General features: G+C 75.1%; 19 protein-coding genes. 3 read left to right on the forward strand and 16 right to left on the reverse strand.

Annotated elements, in window-relative coordinates; all coding sequences use genetic code 11:
• Nucleotides 1-17: 17 nt before the first annotated feature.
• The 13 genes from ACIQWR_RS10930 to ACIQWR_RS10990 all read right to left on the reverse strand — a co-directional run bounded on the left by ACIQWR_RS10930 (nucleotide 18) and on the right by ACIQWR_RS10990 (nucleotide 15,039).
• Complete coding sequence (locus tag ACIQWR_RS10930; protein WP_404006705.1) at nucleotides 18-500, reverse strand: GPW/gp25 family protein; 483 nt, start codon at nucleotides 498-500, stop codon at nucleotides 18-20.
• A 76-nt stretch (nucleotides 501-576) separates the two neighbouring features.
• The gene (locus ACIQWR_RS10935; protein WP_404006707.1) at nucleotides 577-3,585 is read right to left on the reverse strand and encodes a hypothetical protein; all 3,009 of its coding nucleotides are present in this window, start codon (nucleotides 3,583-3,585) and stop codon (nucleotides 577-579) included.
• Entirely contained in the window at nucleotides 3,582-5,111 is a 1,530-nt protein-coding gene (locus ACIQWR_RS10940) for a hypothetical protein (protein ID WP_404006709.1), read from the reverse strand. The genes ACIQWR_RS10935 and ACIQWR_RS10940 overlap by 4 nt, the downstream gene beginning before the upstream one ends.
• Nucleotides 5,108-5,773, reverse strand: coding sequence for a phage baseplate assembly protein V (locus ACIQWR_RS10945; protein WP_404006711.1), 666 nt, complete (start codon nucleotides 5,771-5,773; stop codon nucleotides 5,108-5,110). Before ACIQWR_RS10945 ends, ACIQWR_RS10940 begins: the two co-directional genes overlap by 4 nt.
• Complete coding sequence (locus tag ACIQWR_RS10950; RefSeq protein ID WP_404006712.1) at nucleotides 5,773-6,858, reverse strand: phage late control D family protein; 1,086 nt, start codon at nucleotides 6,856-6,858, stop codon at nucleotides 5,773-5,775. Before ACIQWR_RS10950 ends, ACIQWR_RS10945 begins: the two co-directional genes overlap by 1 nt.
• Nucleotides 6,851-7,027 carry a hypothetical protein gene (locus ACIQWR_RS10955; protein WP_404006714.1) on the reverse strand — a complete coding sequence of 59 codons (177 nt, stop codon included), beginning with the start codon at nucleotides 7,025-7,027 and terminating at the stop codon, nucleotides 6,851-6,853. Before ACIQWR_RS10955 ends, ACIQWR_RS10950 begins: the two co-directional genes overlap by 8 nt.
• Nucleotides 7,024-8,469, reverse strand: coding sequence for a hypothetical protein (locus ACIQWR_RS10960; RefSeq protein ID WP_404006716.1), 1,446 nt, complete (start codon nucleotides 8,467-8,469; stop codon nucleotides 7,024-7,026). Before ACIQWR_RS10960 ends, ACIQWR_RS10955 begins: the two co-directional genes overlap by 4 nt.
• A complete protein-coding gene (locus tag ACIQWR_RS10965) occupies nucleotides 8,466-9,050 on the reverse strand; it encodes a phage tail protein (protein ID WP_404006718.1) in 585 nt (194 codons plus the stop codon). Before ACIQWR_RS10965 ends, ACIQWR_RS10960 begins: the two co-directional genes overlap by 4 nt.
• 3 nt (nucleotides 9,051-9,053) lie before the next feature.
• Complete coding sequence (locus tag ACIQWR_RS10970; protein WP_404006720.1) at nucleotides 9,054-11,096, reverse strand: phage tail sheath C-terminal domain-containing protein; 2,043 nt, start codon at nucleotides 11,094-11,096, stop codon at nucleotides 9,054-9,056.
• Nucleotides 11,093-11,560 (reverse strand): phage tail protein, encoded by a 468-nt coding sequence (locus tag ACIQWR_RS10975; RefSeq protein WP_404006722.1) that lies wholly within the window; start codon nucleotides 11,558-11,560, stop codon nucleotides 11,093-11,095. Before ACIQWR_RS10975 ends, ACIQWR_RS10970 begins: the two co-directional genes overlap by 4 nt.
• A 52-nt stretch (nucleotides 11,561-11,612) precedes the next feature.
• On the reverse strand, nucleotides 11,613-13,487 hold the full coding sequence (locus ACIQWR_RS10980; RefSeq protein ID WP_404006724.1) for a phage tail sheath subtilisin-like domain-containing protein: 1,875 nt from the start codon (nucleotides 13,485-13,487) through the stop codon (nucleotides 11,613-11,615).
• 23 nt (nucleotides 13,488-13,510) lie between these two features.
• Nucleotides 13,511-14,446, reverse strand: coding sequence for a hypothetical protein (locus ACIQWR_RS10985; protein WP_404006726.1), 936 nt, complete (start codon nucleotides 14,444-14,446; stop codon nucleotides 13,511-13,513).
• Complete coding sequence (locus tag ACIQWR_RS10990) at nucleotides 14,443-15,039, reverse strand: DUF4255 domain-containing protein (RefSeq protein ID WP_404006728.1); 597 nt, start codon at nucleotides 15,037-15,039, stop codon at nucleotides 14,443-14,445. The genes ACIQWR_RS10985 and ACIQWR_RS10990 overlap by 4 nt, the downstream gene beginning before the upstream one ends.
• A 121-nt stretch (nucleotides 15,040-15,160) precedes the next feature.
• Between ACIQWR_RS10990 and ACIQWR_RS10995 the strand changes: the two genes are divergently transcribed.
• Complete coding sequence (locus tag ACIQWR_RS10995) at nucleotides 15,161-16,057, forward strand: hypothetical protein (RefSeq protein WP_404006730.1); 897 nt, start codon at nucleotides 15,161-15,163, stop codon at nucleotides 16,055-16,057.
• A gap of 58 nt (nucleotides 16,058-16,115) precedes the next feature.
• Here the strand turns inward: ACIQWR_RS10995 and ACIQWR_RS11000 are convergent, their stop codons facing one another.
• Together ACIQWR_RS11000 and ACIQWR_RS11005 are read right to left on the reverse strand one after the other, a co-directional pair.
• A complete protein-coding gene (locus tag ACIQWR_RS11000) occupies nucleotides 16,116-17,030 on the reverse strand; it encodes an AAA family ATPase (protein ID WP_404006732.1) in 915 nt (304 codons plus the stop codon).
• 3 nt (nucleotides 17,031-17,033) lie between these two features.
• The gene (locus ACIQWR_RS11005; protein ID WP_404006734.1) at nucleotides 17,034-18,242 is read right to left on the reverse strand and encodes an RNA ligase; all 1,209 of its coding nucleotides are present in this window, start codon (nucleotides 18,240-18,242) and stop codon (nucleotides 17,034-17,036) included.
• Nucleotides 18,243-18,508: 266 nt separating this feature from the next.
• Here ACIQWR_RS11005 and ACIQWR_RS11010 point away from each other — a divergent pair, with 266 nt between their 5' ends.
• Together ACIQWR_RS11010 and ACIQWR_RS11015 are read left to right on the forward strand one after the other, a co-directional pair.
• Nucleotides 18,509-20,281: an immunity 49 family protein gene (locus ACIQWR_RS11010; RefSeq protein WP_404006736.1), complete on the forward strand. Its 1,773-nt coding sequence runs from the start codon at nucleotides 18,509-18,511 to the stop codon at nucleotides 20,279-20,281.
• A gap of 72 nt (nucleotides 20,282-20,353) precedes the next feature.
• Nucleotides 20,354-21,208, forward strand: coding sequence for a carbon-nitrogen hydrolase family protein (locus ACIQWR_RS11015; RefSeq protein WP_404006738.1), 855 nt, complete (start codon nucleotides 20,354-20,356; stop codon nucleotides 21,206-21,208).
• Nucleotides 21,209-21,227: 19 nt separating this feature from the next.
• Here ACIQWR_RS11015 and ACIQWR_RS11020 read toward each other — a convergent pair whose 3' ends face one another.
• Nucleotides 21,228-24,338 (reverse strand): helix-turn-helix domain-containing protein, encoded by a 3,111-nt coding sequence (locus ACIQWR_RS11020; RefSeq protein ID WP_404006740.1) that lies wholly within the window; start codon nucleotides 24,336-24,338, stop codon nucleotides 21,228-21,230.
• Nucleotides 24,339-24,483 lie beyond the last annotated feature (145 nt).

Consider the following 24,483-nt stretch of genomic DNA (forward strand, 5'->3'; position numbering starts at 1 on the left):
CGCGCTCCCTCCCTCCGCTACCGCAGGTAGAAGGGGTAGACGAGATTGTCGGGGCGCAGGTCCAGGAGGTGGACGTAGGCGATGTCGATCCACACCATGGTCGGCTCCTCCCCGGGGGTCACGGAGACCTCGGTGACCCTGATCCGCGGCTCCCAGCGGGTGAGCGCCTCGCTGATCTCCGCGCTGATGGCGCCCCGGGTGGCCGGGGTGTTCGGCGCCATCAGGTGGCGGCGCAGTCCGCAACCGAAGGTGGGCCGCATGACGCGCTCGCCGGGCTCGGTCTCGAGGATCGTCTCGATCGACTGCCGGACCACGGCGGGCCCGCTCAGCCAGGCGGGGGCTCCGGGGCGGTCCCCGGCCGCCGGTCCGCTTCCCGCTGTGCCCGCCGCCGAGGGGCGCAGCGGGAAGCGGATCCCGGTCCCGGTCCAGGTCTCGCCTGCTGATGGTGCTCCCGGTCCGTAGCCGCCGGGGGCGGAGGTGAGGGCGTCGATTGCTGCCATGCCCTCCATGCTCCGCACGGACCGTCACCGCAACGTTTCCGGCGGGCCGTGGCGAGGGTGCCCGCCACGGAGGGCTTCATCCCCGGCGTTTGCCGAGGATCGTCGCGATCTGCTTCAGCAGCAGCGCCTTCGCCTCGTGGTACCACTTGATGGCCTCGTTGATGCGCACCTGTGGGTACCACTTGCGGGCTCCGGCCCACTGGGGCCAGGGCACTTCCTGGCGGGAGGAGTTCGGACCCCACTGCTGCATGCGGAGATTGTCCTTCTGGTGCACCAACTCCACCCGCTCCTCGTGGTGCAGCCGTGCGACGTCGGGGATCTCGGCGAACTCCTTCTTCGCCACCACGTGGTCCACGGTCCAGGATTCGCGCGGGACCGGGTTCTCGCCGTATTCGTCCTTGCCACCGGCCCGCTGGTAGGTCGAGGTCCGGTGCGCCGCGGGCACCTTGGTGTCCTTCATGGTGTCGTAGATCGACCGGCCGGCCTGCTCCCGCTTCTTCGCACGTTCGGCCTCGATCAGGTCCAGCTGGGCGCCGTGGGCCTTCCGGGCGTCCAACTCCCTGATGTGGAGCATGACCATCCCCCGGGTGACCTGGGCGGTGGCCACGTCGGGATACGCGTCCCGCAGGATCGCCCGTTCCACCGGTGTGCTGCCCTGTCCCACCTTCCCGGCTCCGACAGCCTCCATCCGCCGATTGAGGGCTGCCAGGTGGACGCGTGCTTGCTCATCGCCCGGGACGGGCACCTCTGCGGCCCGCTTCGCCGTGGTGTCGGCCTCCACGAGCGGGAGGTTGTGCGTCGTGGGGTTCATCGAGGCCGTGATCTGCCAGGCGTTGCCGTGGAGTTCGGCCTCCAGCGCGGTGAAGCCGTGCGCCCTCTTGATGCCGGCGAGGGCGTCCCGGAGTTCGGCCGCGTCGTACGGGTCGCGGTGGGACTTCGCGGCGACCTCGCCGAGCGCCTTGAGGCCGGTGAGCCAGCGTTCCTGGACGGCGGGCGCGGGCACGACGGGCTCGTCCGGACCCGCCTTCGCACCGGCCGGTTTCGTCCCGGCCGCCTTCGCACCGGCTGGTTTCGTCCCGGCCGGGGGTGGGGTGGCCGCGGCCCCCTTGGCAGTGGGGGGCGGGGCGGCCGGACGGGCGGCCCCCGCCGCCTTGCCCGCCCCGGCGGCCGGCGGCGCCGCGCTTCCCGGTTCCGACCAGCTGCCCCGCTTCGGTTCGTCCTTCGCCGCCTTCGCGGGCAGTCGGTCGCCGACCAGGTCCGACAGGAACTTCTCCGGGGCGAAGTCCACCTCGCCGAAGGTCACTTCGGGCACCTTCCCCGAGCCCACGACGTGCTCCACGTCGGCCCCGATCCCGAACTCGCCCGGCAGCGGGTACTCCCGCTGGAACAGCGGCCAGTCCCACCGGTGGTCGGGGACCGGGGACCACCAGGGGCTGTCCAGTTCCACGAAGAGTGCGCCGCCGAGGCCCAGGAACGGCTGGGCGGCGAGCTCCATGTGACCGGCGAGGAAGAACTCGCCGTGCTTGCCCGCCTTGGGGTCCGCGACCTCGCGGTAGCCGATCCGGGGGGTGGCCTCGACGTAGCCGCGGATGCCCGCGAGCGCGCTGAGCGCGAGGCCCGCCTTGATGTCGTGGCCGACGAGCGTGGCTCCGGCGCCGCCCTCGGCGGTGAGCTTGAGTCCGGCGGAGGCGGAGACGTTGAGGGTGGCGGTCAGCCCGAAGTCGCGCAGCACCTCCGGCTTGGTCGACCAGGTTCCGGTCAGTTCGATGTGGTCGAGGGTGGCCGGGCCCAGCACGGCGAGGGCTTCGAGCCCGATGTTCGCGAAGAGGAAGACATTGCCGACGAGCGGGACCCCGTAGACCGTGCGCACCTCGAACCGGGCGAGCTGCCTCTCGTAGCGGCGCTCCGCGAAGAGCGGCTTGTCCATCCTCGGGGCGATCTTGCCGACCACGGTGACGTCGCCGAGGTGGTCGACGATGACGAGCGCCTCGCCGCTGAGCCAGTCCGCGAGCCTGACCTGGAGCGTGCCCCAGCCGGCGACCACCCGGGGCCCCGGCGCGGCGGCGACCGGCTCCACTGCCGGGGCCGGGGCCGGAGCGAAGGAAGGAGCCGCCGGTTCCGAGGCGCCGGCGGCCAGTGGAGCGGCCGCCGCCTTCGCCCGGTCCGGCAGCTTGCTGTCCGTCAGCTCCTTGGCCGTCTTGGCGTTGGCGGCGACCAGCGTGAGCTCGCCGTCGAACTTCTCGTTCGTGTACCGGACCGTCCCGCGCACGTCGACGGCGCCCGCCCCGAAGGCCGCCGTCAGCTGTCCGGTGAACCCGCGCAGCAGTACGTCGACGCTCGCGCTCCCGGTCAGGGCGCCGTCGGGGCCGCGCCGGACCGGGACCGCCACCGCGCCCAGGCCGGCCACCGCTCCGCGCGCGACCGCGTCGAAGGTGACCACCTCGTTGGCGAGGCCGAAGCTGCCGGTGGCGCTCAGGAAGCCGCCGAGGGTGAAGGACATCCCGCTGACGTTCACCACCAGGGTCGTGCCGCGCAGTTCGTTCTCCACGCCGGGCAGCCGCAGACCGCCCAGTCCCGCCCAGCCCAGCGCGTCGGGGTGTTGTTCCATGAGGTCGAGCAGGGCCCGACCGCCGCCGAGCAGCCTGCCCTTGACCACCGCGGAGGCGTGGCCCTCCAGGACTCCGTCGTGGACGCGGAGCGCGAGGACCGGCTCGATCCCCCGGGCGCGCAGCGGGTGCAGCAGGGGGTGCAGGAGCGGGACCGGCTGGAAGGCGTCGCCCGGTCCGGTGACCAGGGCGCCGCCCTCCGTCCGCCGCAGGTTCAAGGTGCCGTTGGCCAGCTGTCCGAGCCGGACCGGGACCGGGCCCCCCGCGGCTCCCAGGGCGTCCAGGTGGGCGGCGATCGCGGGGGTGGCGGTGAGCTCCGCGCCTCCTTGGAGGGCCAGTTCCTCGACGATCGCCCCACCTGGTGCGACTCCCGCCGGGACCGGAGCGGGGCTCGGGGCCGGGACCTTTGCGGGCGCTGGCGCCGGTACCGACACCGGCTCCGGCGCTCGCACCGGCACGGGTTCCGCGCGGGCGCTCATCCTCCGGCCCCGCAGAGCGGATCGGGGGGCGAGGTCTCCGGCTCGGGTCGTGGCACGGGCCCGGGCGGTGGCGGGGTCAGGGCGTCGAGGAGGTCGTCCCCGTCCTCGTCGGCGAATCCGCTGCCGGGGTCCTGGAGCCGGGCGGCGGCGCCGGGGCTGCCCAAAAGGGTGTCCAGGTCGGCCCGTTCGTCGTCGCCCATCGTGGACAGCGTGCCGCCGGCCGCGAAGTAGGCCTTGAGCGCGGCCAGTGCCTCCACGGACGGGGGCAGGCAGAAGCGCAGGGCCAGCAGCCACCACAGCTGGAAGAGGAACACCACGATCGGCAGGAACATGCTGAAGACGAAGAACGCCACGATCATGAGGATTTCGAGGGCGAAGGTGCAGGTGCGGGCCGTGGTGCCGTCCACGGAGCCGCCGCTCGGGGTGCCGCCGCCGGGATCGAAGGAGAACTGCGAGCCCGGCGGGCTGGTGACGGCCACTCCCCCGAGCCCGGGCGGGCCGCCCGCGCGGGCGGCGACCGCCCTGAGGTCCGGCAGGGTGAGCGAGGTCGTGCGGTTCTTGGTGCCTTCCGGGTCGTAGAAGGCGGCCAGGCGGAAGTTCTCCGTCGGTGCGCTCCACGAGGTCTCCACCGGGCAGTGCTCGTGCCCGGGGCGCGCGGTGCGGCGTACGAAGCAGGTCAGTTCATAGAGGGATTGCGGATCGAACTTGGGGGCGCCGAGGTCGTCGTGGTCGCCGGAGGAGACCGGTACCAGGCCGAACCAGAGGGAGCGGGCGGGTGGTGCCGGCCGGTCCGGGCAGTCCCCGGAGCGCGGCGGCAGCCGCCACATCGGGAACTCCTGCTCCTGGTCCGCCGGGCGGCCGGGCGGTGCGCTCCCGCCGAGGGGACGCCACTGTCCGCCGGCCGGTCCCGTCATCCACGCCTCGGTGTGCTCCTCCAGGCCCACTTGGTCGAGCAGTGCGCGCTGCTCCTCGGCGAAGCGGGTCCGCGCCAGGTCCGCGCGCAGGACGTCCCCGGCCTCCGAGGTCACGAGGCCCGCCGGGGCCCGCTCCGCGCCGAGCAGCTCCGCGGTGAGCCGGCCCGCGAGCCTGCGCAGGACCTGCGGCGGCGCGGTCAGGTCCATCCGGCGGCGGCGCATCACGAACCCCACCTCCAGCCCCTCCGCGGACTGCGGGCGGGGCAGCCCGGGCCGGTCGCAGAACAGCTCCACGACGACCGCGTAGAACCGGTCGTGGCTGGGCTGGTAGAGCTTGCGCAGCCCCGTGCGGACCAGTCGGTGGGTGGCGAAGCGGGCCCGGCCCGGCTCCCGGTCGCCGAGCGCGACGGGCACCGGGTAGGACCAGACGTCCTCGGCCGGGTCGAAGCGCAGGGAGGCGCGCGGGTCCGCGAGGAGCCGGGTGACGAAGTCGGCGCGGTCGTACTTCTGGAGGGCCGGGGCCAGCGCCCTCGGGTCGAAGCGGTCGAACCCTCCGCGCTCGCAGGCGTACCAGGGGGCGAGCGCGCGGAAGTCGTGCTCGGCGGCGCTCACCAGATGTTCCCGGCGCCGGGCGTGTAGGCGGGGGACACGATCCCCTGGTCGACCAGGAGGGTGCCGACCCGGACGATGCCGCTGAAGGCGGAGTAGCCGGCGGTGACGTTGACCACGGGCGCGGTGACGTCGAGGGAGGACACGGCCTGGATCTCCACGGCGCCGCCGGTCAGCCGGACCACGCAGCCGCCGCTGTGCCGGATGGTGATCTGCTGCGTGGCGTCGTCGAGGGTCACCTCGTGGCCGGAGGCCATGGTGATCCGGACCTTGGCCGCGCCGGGGGTGTCGTCGAACTGGAGCCTGCTGTCCTGCCGGGAGCGCAGCTGGCGCAGGTCGTTGGACCGCTGTGGTTCGTGGGGCAGGGCCGCGCTGCCGTGCCAGGCGGCGCCGAGGACGTACGGGCGGCGCGGGTTCCCCGCTTCGAAGGCGACGACGACCTGGCTGTCGACCTCGGGCAGCACCAGCAGTCCCTGCTCGTCGTCGGCGTACGGCGAACACAGGGTGGCCCAGGCGCGGACGTCGCGCTCGCCCTCCTTGCCCATCCAGGGGAAGCGCACCTCGACGCGGCCGAGCCGCTTCTCGTCGACGATGTCGGTGACGAACGCGGGGTAGACGCCGAAGTATCCGGGGACGGAGCCGTCCGCGGGGGCGGGCAGGGTCATCACACCACCTCGTTCAATGAAGGGCGTTCGGCGTCGAAGCGGGTGCGGAAGCCGTGCTCCGGGTCGAAGGTGTGCCGGATCCGGGTGACGTGGTACCCCTCCCCCTCGAAGGGCGCACCGACGGAGCGGAGGGTGAGCCGGCCGCCGACGACCAGGTCGGGGCTGCCGTGGGTGGTGCCCGCGACGCTGACGAACCGGCGTCCGCGGCGCAGCATTTCGGCGCGGGCCCAGGCTCGGGCCTCCTCGGCGGTGAGGGCGCTCTCGCGGATCCGCAGGCTGGTGGCGGGGCCGAGGGCCTGGGTCAGCAACCGGGCGCCGGTGCGCCCGCCCGTCGTCTCGGCCTCCACGGCCTCGGGGCCGGCCCGCTCGTCGATGCCTTCGCCGCGCTCGGCGTCGTAGCCGGTGACGACGGTCTCGCTGCGCTGGTGTGCGAGGTCGGCCACGAGCCGGACGGAGAGCAGTTCGCTGCCGTAGACCAGGGTCTGGGGGGTGCTGCCGCGGCTGCCGCGGGGGCGGAAGTGCAGGGTGCGTCCGCTCGCCCACAGCTCGGCCTGGATCAGCCGGGCCCGCTCACGCAAGAAGGCGAGGTCGCTCTGGTTGAGCTGGTGGACCAGGTCGTAGCGGGGGCCGGGAGCGTCGGCCTCGGCGCCGAGGCCGTGCTCGGCGGCGACGGCTTCGGCGAGGGCGGCGTCGGTCACCTCCCGGTAGGTGCGCACCCGGCGGGTCATCCGTAGGCGCATCAGGGCGTCCTCGGCGTGCACGAGGACCTGGGGTGGTTCGCCGTCGCCGAGGATCAGCTCGACGGCGGAGACCACCCCCTCGAAGACGTGGCGCAGCCGGTCCGCGGGGCCGAGGGCGACCTTGAGGGCGCTGCCGAGACCGATGGTGCTCCCGTCGAGGTGCAGCAGGCGGTCCTGCGGTCCCTTGGCTCCGGCGCCGACGGCGAGGAAGTGCGCCCGCAGGGTGCGCAGGCCCTCGGTCCCCTCCGCGACGTCGAGGTGGACGCAGTCCCGTGCGAGGTCTCTGACCAGCGCGCCGCCGACCTCGAAGACGGGTGAGACGGCCGCGACCACCGGCTCAGTCATCGAAGGCCTCCGCGCCGGTCCGGGCCGCGAGCCAGGCGGCGCGCTCGCAGGCCTCGCGATGGCGGTCGGCGGCGGCGTGCGGATCCGCGGCGCCGGCTGCCGGGGCCGTCGGGCCCTGTCCGGCGGCGGGCACGACGTCGGTGTGCAGTTCTCCGATGTACACGCTCATGGCGGGCCTCCTCGCGGTGTCCATCTCAGGGTGCGGGGGCCCGCGTCACGGCGGCGTTGCTCACAGTCGGCGGCGGCGCGGCCGGGCGGATCGGGCGGGAGCCGCTCCCACGGCGCGGCGCCGGGGTCGGGCGCCGGGACCTCCTGGCGGCGGGCCCGGTCCGCGAGGCTGCGCCCGCCGCCCGCCTCGACCTCGGCGAGCGTGCCGGGATCGGCACGCGCGCGCAGCGGTACGCCCCGGCCGTAGCCGAGCGAGCGCCGGTCGGGCGCGGCCGGGCCGGGGGCCGGCGGCGCGGCGGGGGACGGCGAGGTGCCGGGCGGCGCGGTGGGCCGTCCCACGGCCGGCGGCACCTCGAACGACTGCCTGGCCCGGGCGGTGGCGCGGTCCACCGCGGCGCCCGTGACCGCGGCCGCCGCGGCGGCGATGCCGCCGCCGGCCGACAGCGCGAAGCCCGCCGCGAACGGGTCCGCCGCTCCGCCGTAGCCCGCGGTCCCGGGACCGGGGACGCCCGGGGCGCCGCCCGCCGGGGGACCGCCCGCGGCGCCGTCCCCCGGCGCGCCGCCGGCACCGGCGCCGATGCCGGCGTCGACGCCGATGCCGATGCCGAGGGCGCCGGCGAGTCCCGCCACGGAGGTCGCCGCCGCCCCACCGCCGAAGGTCGCCGCGAAGGGTCCGGCCCCGGCGAAGGGGACGGTGACCTCGGCGCCGAGCTGTACGGCGGCCCCGGCCGCCAGGGTCAGCGGACTGTCCAGTCCGTTCATCGCACCGCGCCACCCGGCCGGGTCCAGGCCGAGGCGGGAGAGCACCTGCTGGGCGGACTCCCCCTCCCGCGCCCGCACCACCCGGTTCGGGCGGCCGGTGCCCGAGGTGCCGGGCGCGGCGCCGGTGCGGGGGGCGCCCGGTTCGGTGGCGGCTCGGGCGTCGCGCGTACCGGGTCCCTCGGCGTGGGCCTCGTAGGCGAAGTTCTGCTCGACGAGGGTGACGCCGACCTTGGCGCGCAGCGGGGTGCCGTCGGGGGCGAAGTGGTCGAGCTCTTCGTTGACCTGGGTGACGATGCCGTTGTAGCGGAGGGTGCCCCAGACGAAGCGGACGACGGGCGGTGGGTCGGCGGGCTGGTCGGGCGGCGGTTCGGCGTACTGGCGGACCAGCGCGGTCCAGCGGCGCACGTCGACGTACTGGCCGCCGGAGCGCTGTTCGGTGGTGTCGAACTCCAGGTCGAAGGTGAGGGTGGAGCCTTCCGTCGCGGGATGTTGGCGCTTCTGGGAACGGGTGGTGGCGCCACCGCGGTCGACGGTGTTGTTGCGGCTGATCCGCAGGGAGGTGGGGTTGAACTGGACGGGCACGGCGGGGCCGTCGTCCACGACCAGCGGCGGTTGGTCCTTGGCTCCGGCTCCGCTGCGCGCCAGGCGTTGCAGGGTGGCCTGGGCGAGGGGGGCGCTCACGTGGTGCGCTCCAACCGCAGGCCCTCGTGGGCGATGTGCAGTTCCTCCATGGCGATCTCCCCCGTCTTCGCGTGCAGCGATGGGCCGATGATCTTCAGTGGCAGTCCGCGGGTGAAGGTCCAACGGGCCACCACCCGCTGCCCGGTGGGGTCGAGCGCCTCGATGTCCCCGTCGTAGCGGACGGGGGGCGCGGCGCCGCCGACCGCGTCCTGGAGCCAGTCCCACAGGCCGGTGTCGGCGCTGCCGTCCGGCGTCGCCAGGAACATGCCGCGCCGCAGGACGAGCGGTTGGAGCCGGACCCGGCCGAGCCGGCGCACCGACGCGTCGTTCGCCCCGCCCTGGGCGTACTCGCGGACGTCGACCTCCAGGCCGAGCCCGGTGCACTCCTGGAACCCGCCGTCGCCGAGCCGTTCGGGCGCCGGGGCGGCGGGTCCGCGGTCCGCTCCGGTCGCGCCGACGGCCGCCGCGGGGGCGGCGTGGGTCACGTGCGCGAGGACGGGGGGCGCCAGGTCCGTGCGGCCCGGGGCGGCGCTGCGGGTGAGCCGGACGCGGAAGCGGAAGGTCTGTACGGCTTCGGCCACGGCTCACCCCACCGCCACGGCGCCGTCGCCGTCCTGGGAGATCCGCAGGACGAGGTACTCCAGGGGCTGCGCCGGTGCGACCCCGATCTCGGCGACCAGTCGCCCGAGGCCCTGGGACCAGGCGGGGTTGAGGCGTTCGTCGCAGTGCACGAAGAAGGACTCCTCCTCGCGGTCGCCCGCGAACGCCCCGGAGCGGTGCAGTCCGCGCAGCAACTGCACGACGGCACCCCGCAGTTCGGCGCGGAGCGCGGGCGAGTGGGGTTCGAAGGCCAGCACCTGGGCCTGCCGGTCGAGGGCGAGCCGCAGCATCGTCATCAGGCGGCGCACGCTCAGTTGGCGGTAGTCGGGGTCGCTGGAGAGCGTACGGGCGGAGGCGAGCCGGAAGCCGTCCCGCTCGGCCCGGAAGACGTCGATGCCCAGCAGGTGCAGGGCGTCGTGGTCGGCCTCGGCGAGCCGCTGGGCGGCGGTCACGGCGTCGGCGGCCAGTTCGTTGGCGGGCCCCCAGGGCAGGCCCAGGCGCCGTTCGCGCTCGGCGACGATGCCCGCGGCGAAGCCGCTGGGCGGGACGAGGACGGCGCTGCCCCGGGGGTCCTCTGCGGGCATCACGCCGAGCCACGGATGGTGGGCGGCGGCGTAGGAGCTGTCGAAGGCGGCGCGCCAGCGGGCGACGGCGCGCACCGGGAGCCGGGGCGGTACGTCGAGCAGGGCGACGAAGCGCCGCTGCCGCTCGGCGAGGGCCACGAGCCGCTGCTGGCGGCGCAGGATCTCGGGCAGCTGCGTGACGCCGTCCAACAGGAACTCCCGTGCGGCGGAACGGGTGGTCAGCGACGGGGACGGGGGCGGGCAGGGGGCGAAGACCGCGCCGGGCGGGGTCCGGGTGGGGAGTTCGGTGCTCTCGGGCGCCTCGCCGTACTCCCACAGCAGGTCGGGTACGGCGAGCAGGGCGACCTCGGTGACCAGCGCCATCCGGTCCATGCCGACGGCCGGGGCCGGGCCGCTCCCCGGCGCCGCACCGGGATCCTCGACGACCTCGGCGCCGCCGACGGGCAGCAGGTCGACGGGGCCGGGGCCCTGGAAGCTGTCGGGGCCGATCCCGGCGTAGCGGTCGAGGCCGGGGCGGACGGGCCGGGACAGGGCGGAGCCGAGCCGGCCGTCGGGCGGCGACAAGGGGTCGGGCCAGGTCCCGTCGGGGGTGACGAGGAGGGATTCGGCGGCCAGTACGGCGGCGGCGGGGCGGGGGTGGTCGCCGCCGAGGCCGAGCCCCGCGAACCGCTCCTGGCGGGGGCGTGCCGGATCGGGGTCGGTGACGGTGACGGTGACGGTGACGGCCTCGGCTTCCACGGCCAGGGTGACGGTCCGACCGCCGGGGCCGGTGACGGGCGGCCGGTCCAGGACGGCGGTCCGGCGCCGCGGCCCCCCGGCCGCCGGTCCGGGACCGGGGTCGGGGGCGGACGTCGCGTCGGCGAAGCCGATGATCCGGAAGAACTCCCCGGTGGTGGGCAGCCCCGCGCCCCGCAACCGCAGGACGCTTCCGACGGGCGGGATCCGGGCCTCGGGCAGGGCCAGCTCGCGCCCGGTCACGACGGCGGCGAACTGATCGGAGCCGGTGAACTCCCACCGGACGGCGAGCCGCCCGCCCCAACTGCCTTCGTCGCGGGCCCGCAGGTCCACCTCGGGTCCGCTCCCCGCGCCCGCGCCCATACCCGCGCCCGCGCCGAGCCGGGTCCGGTGCAGCGCGTGGGCCTGTTGCGCGGCGGGGTGCGGGGCCCGCGGGAGGGGGGCCACGCGCAGCACGTGGGCGCGGACCCCGCCCTGCGCGAAGAACGCCCGTACCGCGTAGGGCAGCAGGCCCGGGCCTTCGAATCCGCCGAAGCGGTCCAGGTAGTCCGTCCAGCGGTCGACGGCGACCGGGGTGTCGACGGGCCCGCGGGGGGCCACGCCGACGAAGCCGGCGACGTCCAGGCGCACCGGGGCGAAGGAGGGCGGCGGGCGGCGGGCCTCCCGGTAGACGCCGGGTGCGCCGAGCCGCGGTCCGGCGGGGGTCACGAGGAGAGCGACAGGAAGTCGATGGATTCGGCGACGAGGTGCAGCTCCTCCATGGCGACCTCGCCCCCGCCCTTGCCCTGGAGGGTGGGGCCGACCCACTTCTTGGGCTGGGCCTGGTTCAGCCGCCAGGAACAGACCGGGGCGTGCCCTTCGTCGTGGAGCGTGACGGTGACGGTGAGGGGGAGGTAGAGGCCGCGGCGGGTGTCGGCGATCCACTGGAAGAGGCGCAGGTCGCCGATGATGCCCCGCTTGAGGGTGACGTCGTCCGTGGTGTTGGTGTTGGCGATCTTCCGGACGTGGTTGAACTGGTCGTTCCCGTTGCGGTACTCGGAGAACTTCACCTCGTTGCCCGCTCCGCTGAAGTCGGAGAAGCCGCCGCCGATGTCCCCCTCCTGGCCGGCGCTCGTATTGCCGAGCTGGACGAGGAAGTTGAAGGCTCCGTAGGGGTTGGTGCGCGTGGCCATGGGTCTGTCTCCCGGTCTTCCGGCTACTTCCGGCTGCTGGTGGCGGGGCGCGTCAGGTGCGCTGGGCGTCGGCCGTGAACTGTCCGACGCGGAACACGACGAACTCGGCGGGGTAGGTGGGGGCCACGCCGACCAGGCAGACCAGCCGCCCGTTGTCGAGGTCGTTCTGCGTCATCGTGGTGCGGTCGCAGCGGACGAAGAACGCGTCCTCGGGCTTGCTGCCCAACAGGGCGCCGGTCTGCCAGGTGGCGATGAGGAAGTCCTCGACCGACTGGCGGACGGAGGCCCAGAGCCGCTCGTTGTTGGGCTCGAACACTGCCCACTGGGTCGACTTGTCGATCGAGTGCTCCAGGTAGATGAAGAGCCTGCGGACGTTCACGTACTTCCACTCGGGGTCGGAGCTCATGGTCCGGGCGCCCCAGACGCGGCGGGCGCGGCCCTCGAAGAAGCGCAGGGCGTTGATGCCTTCGGGATTGAGCACGGCCTGGCGGTCGTAGGTCACGTTCGTGGTGAAGTCGTTGATGCCGAGGAGGACCTCGTTGGCCGGGGCCTTGTGGACTCCGCGCTCGATGTCGCTACGGGCATAGATCCCGGCGACGTAACCCGAGGGCGGTACGTCCAGGAGCGCCGCCGGGGCGCCGGGGTCGGCGCGGCGGGCCGGGTCGGTGATCCGGACCCACGGGTAGTAGAGGGCCGCGTACTTGCTGTCGAACTGGGCACGGAAGCGCCGCACTTCGGAGATCGAGCTGTCCTGGGGCGGGTCGATCACCGCGATGCGGTAGCGGAGCCGCTCGCAGTGGCCGATGAGGAGGTCGACGGCCGCCTTCTGCTCCGCGGCGGCGAGGGTGACGGTGTCCGGGACGGCGACGATGGCGATGTCGTCGATCTCGGCGAGCGCACCGAGGCCGCGGGCGGGGTCGGTGAGGCTGTCCGGGTTGGCGTCCCGGCCGCCGAGGTCCGCCGCCGCGAGCGGGTCCCCGTCGCCGCCGCCGGCGAGGTAGAGCCCTTGCGGTGCGGTGAGGAGCGCGGTGAACCGGGCGCCCGCGGTCACCGGCTGCGCGCCGGTCGCGGACGGTACGTTCTCCAGCCAGACCAGGCCGAACTCGTCGGCGGGGTCGGCGGCCTGCAACACCCGGGCCACCGAGCGGGGGTGGGCGTCGTCCAGCTCCAGTTCGTTGTACACGTCGGTGCGCTCGCCGTCGGCGCGCACGGTCACGGCGAGGGTGAGGTGGAAGGCCGCGGTGCCGGCCGAGACGGGCTCGAAGGCGCCCTGCGGGCCGAGGTACCCCAGCTCCCCGTCGGCGCGGCGGGCCACGATGCGGACGTTGCCCGGTGTCGGCGCCGTGGTGTCGGGGACGGACGGGGCCCCGCCCCCCGCGAGCGGGAGGACCTCCACCGCGGCGCCGGGCCGCACTCCGGTGAGCCGGGGCAGCGCGCCAGGACGCGGGACGAGGATGTTCTTGCCGCGGCGGAAGGTCACGGCGACGCTGATCCGGGAGCCCGCCGAGCCGGGCCAGCGCGCCCGCCAGCGCACCAACGGCGTCCCCTGTGCGGGCACCTGGACGGAGGCGAAGTTCCGCGGGACGTCGATGACGGGGGGCGTGCCGGTGGTCCGGGTGAAGACGAAGACCCGCGAGACGTACAGCCGCCGTCCACCGTTGGCGAAGAACGCGCGCGCGGCGAGCGCGAGCGGGCAGTTGTCGTCGCCGATGGTGAGGCCGCCGAAGGCCCGTTCGTACTCGGTGTAGCTGGTGACCAGTGTCGGCGCGGGCAGGACCGTGGGGCCGCCGTCGGGCAGGGTGTAGGGCACGGGGCCGTACGCGGTGCGCCCCGCCATGGCGAAGGTGCTGGTCGGTACGCCCTCGATGGACCGGGAGCGGAAGCTGGTCTCCTCGACGTAGACGCCGGGGGTCAGGTACTCGGGCATGTACGGCTCTCCTCGGTCACGGGTCAGTCGGTGGTGTGGATCAGGTCGTCGGTGGGGAGCACCCGGCCGACGGTGAGGGTGCGGACGGTGTCCGCGGCGCAGGTGCGGTAGCCGGGCGGCGGGGCGAGGCCGCGCAGCACGTCGTTGTCGAGGTCCTGGGGGCCGGGCGGGGAGGCGCTGCGCCGGACGGCCTCCGCGACCAGGTCGGCGAGCGGGTCCGGCGGCGGGGCGGGGCCGGGGGGCGGAGCCGGGTCCGGGGCGTGGGTGCGCAGGGCGATCGCGAGGTGGGGCGGTGGCGGGAAGGGCAGGGGCGCGGCGCCGCCGATCAGCAGCAGTGCCTGTCCGTGTTCGTCGCCGTGCGCCCAGCCGAGGAGTGCGCCGCCCGGGCCGAACGCCTCGATCCGGGGCCAGCGCACGGGGTCGGCCGATCCTGGTCCCGGGCGGGTGACGCGCAGCCGCAGCCCCGTCATGCCCTGGGGGACGGGGTAGCCGGGCCCGGGGAGCAACCAGGGCAGCAACAGCCGTGCGTCGGCGCGGACCTTGGGGCCGGTGGGCGCCGCGGCGTCGGCGGCGGCCAGCTCGGCGCGGGTCCACAGCGCTACGGCGAACCGCCGCGGGATCCAGCGACGGGCGGGGTCGTCGATCCGTACGCGGACGGCGGCGCCGACTTCGCCGGGGGTGCCCGAGATCCCGTAGCGGAGCACGAATCCGGACGGTTCGTGGCGCTCCAGGGCACGCACGGGGTCGTCCGGCCCGGGGCGGCGGCCGGGGATCCGGGCGGACTCCCAGCCGACCCGCAACCCGGGACCGGCCGGGCCCCGGGTGTGGGCGTCGAGCGGGCGGACGGCGAGGGCGAGCCGGTGCAGTACGACCGCCGCCCCGGGGGCGACGGTGAGGCGCGGCTCGGGCTCCGCGCCCTGCGGGTCCCGGTCCGGGTCCGGGTCCGCGGCGCCGGTCATCGCGGCAGCTCCGAGGTGGCGACGGCCACCGTGGTGACCTCGCCGGGCACCGGGAAGCGGCGGCCGTCGATGCGCACGACCCGGGCGAGGTAGGGCAGGGAGAGCCGGTAGTCGGTGGTCATCGCCTGGAACGCCTCGCTCATCGAATCCATCGCCAGCTCGTCGGGCACGATCTGTACGGTGTCCCCCGGCAACCAGTCGCCGGTCGGGTCCAGGAGCGGTCCGGTGAGGGGTCCCGCGCTGTGCAGGATCCGGACGGCGAGCCCGAGCCATTCCAGCTCGGACTCCACCACCTCGTCCCAGGCCGCGATCAACAGGTGCATCCGCAGCGGCAGTCGGGGCAGCCCGTCCTGCGCGGCCAGGGCCGCCCACGCCGGCCGGGTGTCGTGGTCGACGCTCACCCGGTAGCAGTAGACGGTGACGGCCGGGCGGCGGATGAGGGCGTCCGTGGTGCCCACCCGGTCGAAGTCGACGGGCCCCGCGAGGACCGCCTCCGGGCGGGGCGGCCCGTCGGGGAACTCCGCGCGGAAGCCCGCGTTGAGCAGCGTCACGACGCTGCGCCCCACGGCGGCGAGTGCCCGGTATCCAGCCATGCTCCGATGCTGCGGACCGCCCGTCACGCCGGCGTTGCGGGCTGGGGACCGCGCGCGACGGACCGGTGACACCCCGCGGCCCACACTCGGTGCGCCTGCCCCTTCGAGAAGGAGAGCCCTCATGAGCAGCACCTCGCACCCCCGGCCGGCCGGCACCGACTGCGACCTCGGCGCCATCGACGATCTCGCGTGCAGCGCCAAGGGGATCCAGCGCCGTGCCGAGGTCACCCAGGAACACCTGCCGCAGCTGCGCGAGTTCCAGGAGAAGCTGGGCGCCGCGCGCGTGGAGTACGCGAAGGCCCGGCACACCGCCCAGGCCGATCTGGAGGTGGCGGGCGAGGTCCTCGACCGGGTCCGCGAACAGATCCGCTGCCGGATCACGCCCGAGCAGCGGCACTGCCTGCGCGAGGCCGTGGACGAGGTGTTCGAGGAGATCAGCGAATGCTCGGACGGCTGGGGCTGCTGTGTGGACGACTGCGACTGCGATTTCGACGACGGGGTCGGCGAGGACGACACCGTCGCCACGCTGTCGGCCCGGATCGCCCGCTACACGGCGGAGGTGCTGCGGGACACGGCGTGCTTCGTCTCCTTGGACGGGGAGCTGACGGCGCTGCCGGAGCGGGCCGCCAAGATCCGCACGGACGCGGCGCAGTTGCTCGCCGACGCCGCCGACCCGGTCGTGGGCAAGGACGTCGTCCGGCTGTACGCCCGATTGCTGGTGCTGCGGCGCCGGATCCACGACGCGTGGCGCGGCTTCGCCACCGTCTCGGCCTACGTGGAGTGCCTGTGCAAGGTGCTGCTGTGCGTGCTCAAGGGGTGGCAGGCCATCGCCGTCCTGGAGGGGGCGCGGGCCGAGTTGATGTGCAAGGAGGAGTCGCGCAAGGCGGCGTGCCTGCGCAAGCGGAACCAGGTGGTGGAGGAGGTCATGGCCGTGTACGCCCGCCTGTGTCCGCCCTGCCCGCCGGGGCACGGGGACGGCTCGGAGGAGGAGCCCTGCGAGGAGTCCGACCCGGCGTGAGGGCTGCGCCCGCGCCCCGGCGGGGGCGCGGGCGGGCGGCCCGGCGGGAGGTCCGGGGTCAGAAGGCCCCGTAGTTGACCTGCCAGGTGGGCAGCCCCATCCGGCGCCAGATGGCGACCACCCGGTCCCGGTCGTCCAGCGATACGCGGACCGCGAAGCGGTGGCGCACGTGCTGGTCGAAGAGTTCGGCCTTCACCACGTCGTCCTGCCGGTGGTCGCCGGAGGCCCGCATCCACAATTCGTCGTACGGCACGTCGTACCGCGCGAGCCATTCCTCCGTCTGCGGGCGGTGTTCCTCGCTGCGCCCCGACAGCAGCACGACGGTGTCGCCGTCGGCCCGTCGGAAGGCGGTGAGGGCGTGCCGGACGGAGGCGTTGAGGAGGTCGGTCCCGCAGCGCGAGAAGTCGTACGGACCGCGGTCGCCCCGCAGCGCGAGCGTCCCGTCGATGTCGCACATCACGGCGGCGGGCAGGGCCGGGTCGGCGACGTAGGGCTCGACGTCCGGCTGGTCGTTCAGCCAGGCATCGGTGAGTCGCCAGCCGCCCTTGGTGGCCTTCGCGTGCTTCTCGGCCAGGATCCGGATGATCTCCTCGCCGACGGACCGCTCCCGCTCGGCGTCCCGGCGCACGCACTCCTCGACCGGCACGTCCGTGAAGTCGTGGACGACGAAGGTGGCCCGTCCTGCGACGGCCGCCTTCAGCCGCTTGGGAATGTGCTGCGTCAGGTGGGTGTTGTCGACGACCACGTCGAACCCGCCCTCGACGGCGGTGCGCACGGCGGCGTCCTGGATCGCGAGGACGGTCTGCTCGTGTGCGAAGGACCGCTCCCCCTCGGCGGCGGGGACGTCGAGCATGGCCCGCAGGTCATCGAGGTTGACGCGGCGCATCCGGCCACCGGACTCCGCCTGGAGCGAGCGCGCGGCGGTGGTCTTGCCCGACGCGGGCAGCCCCGTCATGACGTGGACGACAGGCACTGGTCAGTTCTCCTCATCGGTCGTGAACGGGTCGGACGCCCGCGGCCGCACCGCCCGCCAGGTGACGAGGTCGGTCGGTCGTGCGTCGAGCCGCAGGAACATGGCCGCCCGGATGCCCGGGTCGGCCACCGCCCGCGTGGCGCGGGCGAAGGCGCCCCGGTCGTCGCAGAGGTGCGCGATCTCCCGGAAGGCCTCGTCGATGGCGCGTTCGCGGTCGGTCGCGGCGCGTTCCATCCCCGCGATCATCTCGCGGACCCAGCTGTCGAACTCGTCCGGGACCTGTTCGAGGAGCGCGTCGAGCGGTGCGCCGCCGTGGGCGCGGACCTCGGCGAGCGAGCAGCCGAGGCCCTGGGCGACCTGCCGGGCGGGCAGGGCGGCGAACCGCTGGATGCCGTGGCCGCGCCAGATGTCGCGTTCGGTGACGCCGGTCAGGACCTTGTGGAGGCGGACGTATTCGGCGATCTTGGCCTTCACCCGGACACCGGAGGCGTAGCGCAGCACGAAGCCCTCGGCATCGGTGCCGGTCGCGGCGGCGCCGTCCGGCAGCGTGCTGGACTCGGTCCGCGCGATCAGCTCGACCAGCGGCATCGCGGGCCACGTGGTGACGACGGAACCGATCCGCTGCCAGTCGTGCGCGGCGAACGCCAACGGCGTTTCGGAGCCGTCCCGGTCCATCGCGGCGAGCAGCACCAGGTCCCGGCGGTCGCCGTAGTCGACGACGATCCGGTTCTGCGGGTAGAGGATCTCGGCCAGGTAGGTCACGCCCGGGACGAGCGCGGAGGTGTCCTTGGCGTCGAGGTACCGCTGGGCCCAGGTGGCCTGCTCGCTGATGAACGACCCCTTGGACGCGACCCGCCACGCTCCGGCGTAGTGGAAGACGACGGCGAGGCTCCCGTCGACCTTCTCGTACACCTCGAAGGGCTCGTCCGGCAGGGCGGGCGCGTAGGGCTGACCGGCCGTGTGCTCCCCGACGTTGAAGAACTTCGGCAGGGGCAGCGCGACGATCTCACCGGTCGCGTCGTCGGCGACCAGCCCCCGGCACCGGGTGGTGACCCGGTTCCAGACCCGCTCGTACTGGCAGGTCCGCGTGTAGGTGTAGATCGACAGCGGCAGCTCGGGGTGCGACTTGCGCGTGACGTGCCCGGCATCGAGGGCCGCCGCGAGCTCGTCGGGCGGCATCAGTTCTTTGAGAGTCAGGGGTGCCTGGCTCATGGGGTTCCTCCTGGTTGCGAGCCTCCAGTCTGCCCGGGGCCGCTGCCCGCCGGTATCGATTAACGGCCCCGCACCGCCCGGACGCGCGGGGGCGGACGCGACGCTTCCACCAGCACCGAAGCAGCGCCGAAGCGGTGTCGGACCGACGTCGAAGCGGCGTCGAAGCGGCGTCGAAGCGGCGTCGGACCCGCTGTCGGACCCCCCGCCTATGCTGGGCGGACAAGATCGGATGGGGCCATCCGGCAGCGAATCGTGGGAGGTTACGGGTGCACATCGAGCGCCATGCGGTCGGGGAGGCGGCGTTGTCCGCCGCGGTCACGGATTTCGCCGAGCGGATGGCCGGTGACGTGCACCGGATGCAGCACGACGAATCCCCCCAGTACGGCTGGGAGATGATCTGCGAGTCCTTCCTCGACTACGTGGGCGCGCGGTCCGTGGACAATCCGGCGCTCACCGGGAAGGACTGCAAGCTCGCCTTCGAGTCGGCCGCCGCGGCCGCGCTGGGCTCGTTCGCCCTGACCGCGTGGCCCCGGCGGGTGGGGGACGTGTTCATCGAGTACACCGGTACCGGTGTGGTCTACGACCGGGAGGACCTCGCCGGCGACGTCCCCGCCCACGACTGGCTCGACACCTTCTTCCTCGCGTGCGTGGCCGGGGACACCGACCGCGACGGGGCGCTCTTCCTCAGTGCGGCGCCGCCGCGCGCCGGGCAGGAGCAGCGGGCCGATGTGGCGCTCGTCCACGCCCTGTCGGCCTTCGTGTACGGGGTGCTCGGGAGCGCGGACGCCGGCGGCGCGGCGGGTCCGGTCACCGACGAACAGCGCGCCGCGTTCATCGACGTACTGGTCCGGGAGCTGGGCCCGGGCAGCGACCGGTCCCACGACCGGGCGGCCCTGGCCACCTTGCGGGCCCTGGCGGCGGACGACCGGGAGGGCTTCACGGCGGCGTTGGCCGAGCAGCTGACGCGGTACCGGGAGCGGCAGGCGGCGACGGCGAAGCCGCACCCGCGTTCGCTGCTGCCGCTGGACGCCCTCGCGCTCGCCTCGCTGGCGCAGCGGTGGAAGGGCTGGCAGCCCGGGGTGGACTCCGCGTACCTGCCCGCGGCCGTGCTCGGCGGCTTCGCCCCGCCGGTGCCCCGGGTACGGGCCTTCGGGGCGGACAAGCGGCCGGACGCCCTCGCGGCGCTGGCCGCCGGACCGCTGGTGGTGGACGGACCGCGCCGGTCGCAGGGCCAGGAGCCGACCGATCCGGCGCGGGCCGAGCAGGCCGAGCGGTACGACCAGTACCTGGCGCGCAGCGCGGCGGAGTTCGCCGATCCCGAGGAGCAACCGGCGCAGGTCGCCCGGCGGCTGACGCGCGTGCTGGACGACCAGTACCGGATCTTCCAACGGTGGGTGACGGACGGCCCCACCGCGGACGACGGGCGCGGGCACGGGGCGCTGGTGCGCGCCGCCGAGGCGGGTACGGCGGCCTTCCGGCTCGCGGCGGCCGAGCCCGGCACCGAGCCGGAGGTGAGTATCGGGGGCGTGACGCGCGCGCTGCCCGCGGGGGGCCGCCCGAACGCGGTGGGCCCGGCGCAGTGGATGCGGGCGACGGCGGCGGCCGTGCTCTCGGGGGAGGACGGGCTGTTGGCCGAGTGCGTCCGGATCGGCCCGGACCCCTTCGGCAGCGGCGGCAGCGCGACGGCGGTCCGTGCCTACGCGACGGCGCTGCACGACCACCTGCGCGGGGCCGACGCGGAGCCCGCGCTGCGCGGGGCGGCGGCGGAGGCGTTCCGGATGCGCCACCTCAACTACCTGCTCCCGCCGGTGGTGTTGCTGTCACAGCTGGCCGCGGGCGACCGGGAGGGCTTCGCGCTGGCGCTGGCGGACGCGCTGGAGGAGCACCGCGACCACTACGAGGTCGGCGAGAACGCCACCGACCCCGACGCCCTGCTCAACCCGGACGTGCTGGCGCTGGTCCGCCTGGCCCACCGGGCCGGCTGGGAGGTGCCGGTGCGGTCCCCGTACCTGCCGGCGCCCCTGGTGCCGGCGGCGTAGGCGGTGGTGGGGTAGGCGGTGGTGGGGCAGGGGGCCGGGGCCGCGCGGATCGCTCGGGTAGTTTGGTGGTCCATGGATGATCTTCAGGGCCTTCCCGCCGCCCCGCTGACCGTCGTGGCGGGCCAGGCCGCCTGCGCCGCGCTGGACGTCGCCGCCAATGCCGCCACCGCGGCCGATCTGGTCCGCCGCGCCGCCGACCGGGGCGGCGACCTGCTGGTCCTGCCGGAGCTCTTCCTCACCGGCTACGAGCTGGCGGGCATCGTCGCCGACCCCACCCGACACGTGCCGGCCCCGGGGGACTCCCGGCTGGACGTACTGGCCGCCGCCTGCGCCGCGACCCGTACCGCGGTGGTCGTCGGGGCCCCCGCGCGGGACGCCGGGACCGGGGAGCTGCGCATCTCGACCCTGGTCCTGGGCCGGGACGGTCACCGCGCGGCCCGGTACGACAAGCAGCACGTCACGCCGGGCGAGCGGGCCGCCGGTTTCGGCGCGGGCCCGCGCGGGTGCACGCTCTCGCTGGACGGGTGGCGCCTCGGGCTCGGCATCTGTTGGGACTCCGGCTTCCCGGAGCACGCCCGCGCGGCCGTACGGGGCGGCGCCCACGCGTACCTGGTCGGTGCGATGTTCGGCCGGGGCAACGGCGAGCGCCAGCTCGCCACGGTGTTCCCCGCGCGGGCCCTGGACAACACCGGTTACGTCCTGCTCGCCAACCACTGCGGCCCCAGCGGCCCGTACGACGGCTGCGGCCGCAGCGCGGTCTGGAACCCGGACGGCACCCTGCTCTGCGACGCCGGTACCGATGACCCCGGGCTGGCCGTCGCCCGCCTCGACCCGGCGGTGCTGGCCGGGGCCCGGTCGCGGGAACCCGTCCTGGTCGATCCCTCCCTCGACGCCCCGGTCCTCCCCCGGAGCGGCGGCACGGTCTGAGGCGCCACCGGTGGGGCCGTCACTCCCAGGGGGCGCTGCGCCCACCGTCCGGGTCCAGGCCGTGCGGCCAGTTCAAGTTCTGCCATTCCCACAGGTCCGCGGTGCCGGCCAGGCCCCGGTCGGCGGCCAGCCGGGCCAGGCGTTCGGCGTCCTGCCAGGCACCGGCTTCCTCCCTGTCCAGGGCGAGTCGGACCAGGGCGTCGCCGGACCGGCCCGCGGCTCCTCGGTCGGCCGCGAGCAGGGCGAGGTGCTCAGCCTCCTGGTGCTCGCCCGCCCGCTCCCGCTCCCGCGCGAGTCGCTCCAGAGCTCTGGTGCGACCGTGGTCGGCAGCCAGGACGGCCAGGCGCTCGGCCTCCGCCGTCTCACCCGCCCGGTCCCGGTTCGACACCAGGCGGTCGAGGATCTCCCCGGACCCACCATCGACGGCGGCCAGGACGGCGAACCTCTCGGCCTCCGCCCGGTCCCCGGCGGCCTCCCGCAGCTCCGCGAGCCGGGCCAGTGCACGGGGGACCCCACGGTCGGCGGCGAGCCGGTAGAACCGCTCGGCCTCCTCCTCACATCCGGCCCGCTCGCACATCTTCGCGACGGGGACCAGAGCCGAGGCATTGCCCTGCTCGAAGTCCAGCCAGTGGAGGCGCAGGGCCCGGTCCCAGTCGCCGGTCCGCTCGCGCCGTTCCGCGAGATGGAAGAGGCCTCCGCTCTCCAGGGCGAGCCGTTCGGCCTCCTCGAAGTCTCCGTCCTCCTCGCGCAACTGGACGAGCTTGTAGGAGCCGTGGCCGTCGCCGTGGTCGGCGGCGAGCCGGTAGAGCCGGTCGGCGTCCCCGCGCTCGCCCGCGCTCAGGCGCCTGCCCGCGATGAGGGACAGGACCCGGGGGTTGCCGTGGTGGGCGGCCAACCGGGCGAGGTGCTCGGCCTCGTCCCGCTCCCCCGCCTCCTCCCGCCGGTCCGCGAGGCGCATCAGGGCCTCGGGGTGATGGGCCCGCCGGTCCGCCAACAGGGCGAGGCGCTCCGCCTCAGCCCGCTCTCCGGCCGCGTCCCGCAGGTCCGACAGCCACTGCAGGGCGGTGGGATGGCCCTGCTCGGACGTCAGCAGCGCCAGGCGCTCGGCCTCGTCCCGGTCCCCCGCCTCCTCCGCCAGCCGGGTCAACCAGGTCGAGGCACGCGCGGTGCCGTGGTCGGAAGCCAGCCGGTAGAGGCGGACGACGTCGGCCCATGCCCGCGGATCGTCCCGCATCGCGTCCGTGAAGTAGCTGCCCGGACCGACGGACCGCATGGCGTCGCCGCCCCAGGAGAAGCGGGCGGACGCACCCCTCCAGAGGGCCCGGCCGGGGGTCCCCCGCTCGCGCGACCGGAACGGCGGGAACGCACCGCCCGGTACGGACCGGCATTCGGAACCGGGGGTGGTGGGCTGGATGGAGGAGGGTAGGCGGTACCCGCGTCTGAAGTCCTGTTCGCGCTTCTGCGCCAGCTCGTACAGGCCGAACGCGTGGCCCTGGTCGGCGGCGCGCCGGTACAGCCGCTCGGCCTCCGCGCCGTCCCCGGCCGCCTCGCGCTCCGCGGCGAGCTTCGCGAGCGCGTGACGGTGGCCCAGTTCGGCCGCCCGTAGGGTGAGGTGGCGCTCCCACCGCAAGCGGTAGCGCTCGCGCGCGGCCCCGGCGAGGCGGTAGACGTCCTCGGCCCCGGTGAGGTGGTCGTGGGCCGCCTGCCAGAACGACTCCGGAGGGCAATGCGCGTGGCCCTCCGCGCGCCCGTGCTGTTCGAGGTAGTCCGCGAGCCGGTAGCGGGGCCCGCTCGGCGCCCGCGCCTCGGGGCCGGGGGCACCCGACGGACCGGCCGTACGTCGAAGGGGGCGCGGCCGGATCCGGCGCAACGGGGCCAGGTTCCCGTGCACGGGCTCGGCGAGACGGGGATAGGCGTGCTGGTCCCAGCCGTCGGCGAGGGCGTCGTACTCGCCCTCGGTGAGGTAGTCCACGACGGCGTCGGTCAGGAACGCGCCCGGCAGGTGCGGCCCGACGCCGAGCCGTCGGGCGTCCATCGCCGCGCGCAACAGCGCCCGCTCGGCGGGACCCGCGGCCCGGTAGCGGTGCAGGAGTTGGGGAGCCCCGGCCAGCTGCTGCGTCAGGTGCCCGTCGTTCACCAGCGCCAGCGAACGCGCCAGTTGTACGTCGCCCGCCGCGGCCAGGACGGCGGCGGCGTCCAGGGCCTCCTGGTCGAACGCGTCGGGCACGACGACGATCCGCCCCTCCAGCAGCTGTCGGACCTGTACGGAGGGACCCGGGCCCGGCGGCGAGCCGGGCAGGGCCGCGTACGCGCGGGCGTAGTCGGGCCACAAGGTGGCCAGGACCAGCACCGGGGCGCGGCGCGGATCGCCGAGCAGGGTCCGCAGCGCGGCGGCCACCCGCTCGCCGGTGGCGCCGTCCGCGCCCAGGTAGTGCTGGGCCTCGTTGAGCCAGACCACCGTGCGCGGCGCCACGCGCTCGATGTCCGCCAGGGCGGCCCCGGCCCGGGACGGGTCGTAGGGGTGCCACAGCCTCCATCCGTGCCGGGCCAGTGGTTGGACCGCTTCCCAACAGGCCCTGGTCTTGCCCGTCGAGGACGATCCCACCAGCGCCACCATCGCGCTGGTTCCGTCGGCGGCCGCGTCCACCGCCCGCCGCAGCACGGCGTCGTGTTCCCGGCGCACGTACCCCGGCAGGGCGCCCGAGCCCGCCGCTCCCCTGCTGCCGGGACTGCGCAGGCCGACGGGATCGGCGCTGGGGTGCACCTCCAGGTCGATCGGATCGCACTCCGCGATCGGCCGCCCCACCCCGACCGGGACGGCGCCGGCGTCCGGTGGTTCCCCCGGCCCGGCCCCGGCCCGTCGGCGCAGGTCCAGCAGCGGGTCCACGGGCAGGCGCAGCGGCTTCGCGAGGGCGGCCACGACCCTCCCCGACGGTGGCTCCGCGCCCTTGAACGCCCCGTAGAGGGTCGACCGCCCCACCCCGGCCCGGGCGGCCCACTGCGTCATGCTCAGGCCCGCCTTGTCACGGCCGTCCAGCAGGCGCGCCCGGAGTTCGGCCAGTGCGGCCGGCCGCCGCTCCTCGTCGTGGTCCTCCAGGGCTGCGCCGTCCTCGTCCCGCGGCTCCACCACGCTCCCCCGCCCGGCTGCCGGTGTCCGACGTCGTCCATCTTCGTCCGCACGGAGCCGCTGGACACGGATTCGCGAAAAGTGGCCTGCAGCGCACGGGACCGCCCGGGCGGAGCCCGTCAGCACGGAGCCCGCGCCCCCGGCCCCC

The organism is Streptomyces sp. NPDC098789 (assembly GCF_044759975.1).
Lineage (GTDB): Bacteria > Actinomycetota > Actinomycetes > Streptomycetales > Streptomycetaceae > Streptomyces.

What these genes read in the sequence shown, in the direction of transcription:
- ACIQWR_RS10930 (WP_404006705.1), bottom strand. Translation starts at nt 500, where the DNA reads ATGGCAGCAATCGACGCCCTCACCTCCGCCCCCGGCGGCTACGGACCG.
- ACIQWR_RS11005 (WP_404006734.1), bottom strand. Translation starts at nt 18,242, where the DNA reads ATGAGCCAGGCACCCCTGACTCTCAAAGAACTGATGCCGCCCGACGAG.
- ACIQWR_RS10980 (WP_404006724.1), bottom strand. Translation starts at nt 13,487, where the DNA reads ATGCCCGAGTACCTGACCCCCGGCGTCTACGTCGAGGAGACCAGCTTC.
- ACIQWR_RS10985 (WP_404006726.1), bottom strand. Translation starts at nt 14,446, where the DNA reads ATGACCGGCGCCGCGGACCCGGACCCGGACCGGGACCCGCAGGGCGCG.
- ACIQWR_RS10955 (WP_404006714.1), bottom strand. Translation starts at nt 7,027, where the DNA reads ATGAGCGTGTACATCGGAGAACTGCACACCGACGTCGTGCCCGCCGCC.
- ACIQWR_RS10945 (WP_404006711.1), bottom strand. Translation starts at nt 5,773, where the DNA reads ATGACCCTGCCCGCCCCCGCGGACGGCTCCGTCCCCGGATACTTCGGC.
- ACIQWR_RS10935 (WP_404006707.1), bottom strand. Translation starts at nt 3,585, where the DNA reads ATGAGCGCCCGCGCGGAACCCGTGCCGGTGCGAGCGCCGGAGCCGGTG.
- ACIQWR_RS11015 (WP_404006738.1), top strand. Translation starts at nt 20,354, where the DNA reads ATGGATGATCTTCAGGGCCTTCCCGCCGCCCCGCTGACCGTCGTGGCG.
- ACIQWR_RS10990 (WP_404006728.1), bottom strand. Translation starts at nt 15,039, where the DNA reads ATGGCTGGATACCGGGCACTCGCCGCCGTGGGGCGCAGCGTCGTGACG.
- ACIQWR_RS10975 (WP_404006722.1), bottom strand. Translation starts at nt 11,560, where the DNA reads ATGGCCACGCGCACCAACCCCTACGGAGCCTTCAACTTCCTCGTCCAG.
- ACIQWR_RS10950 (WP_404006712.1), bottom strand. Translation starts at nt 6,858, where the DNA reads ATGACTGAGCCGGTGGTCGCGGCCGTCTCACCCGTCTTCGAGGTCGGC.
- ACIQWR_RS10995 (WP_404006730.1), top strand. Translation starts at nt 15,161, where the DNA reads ATGAGCAGCACCTCGCACCCCCGGCCGGCCGGCACCGACTGCGACCTC.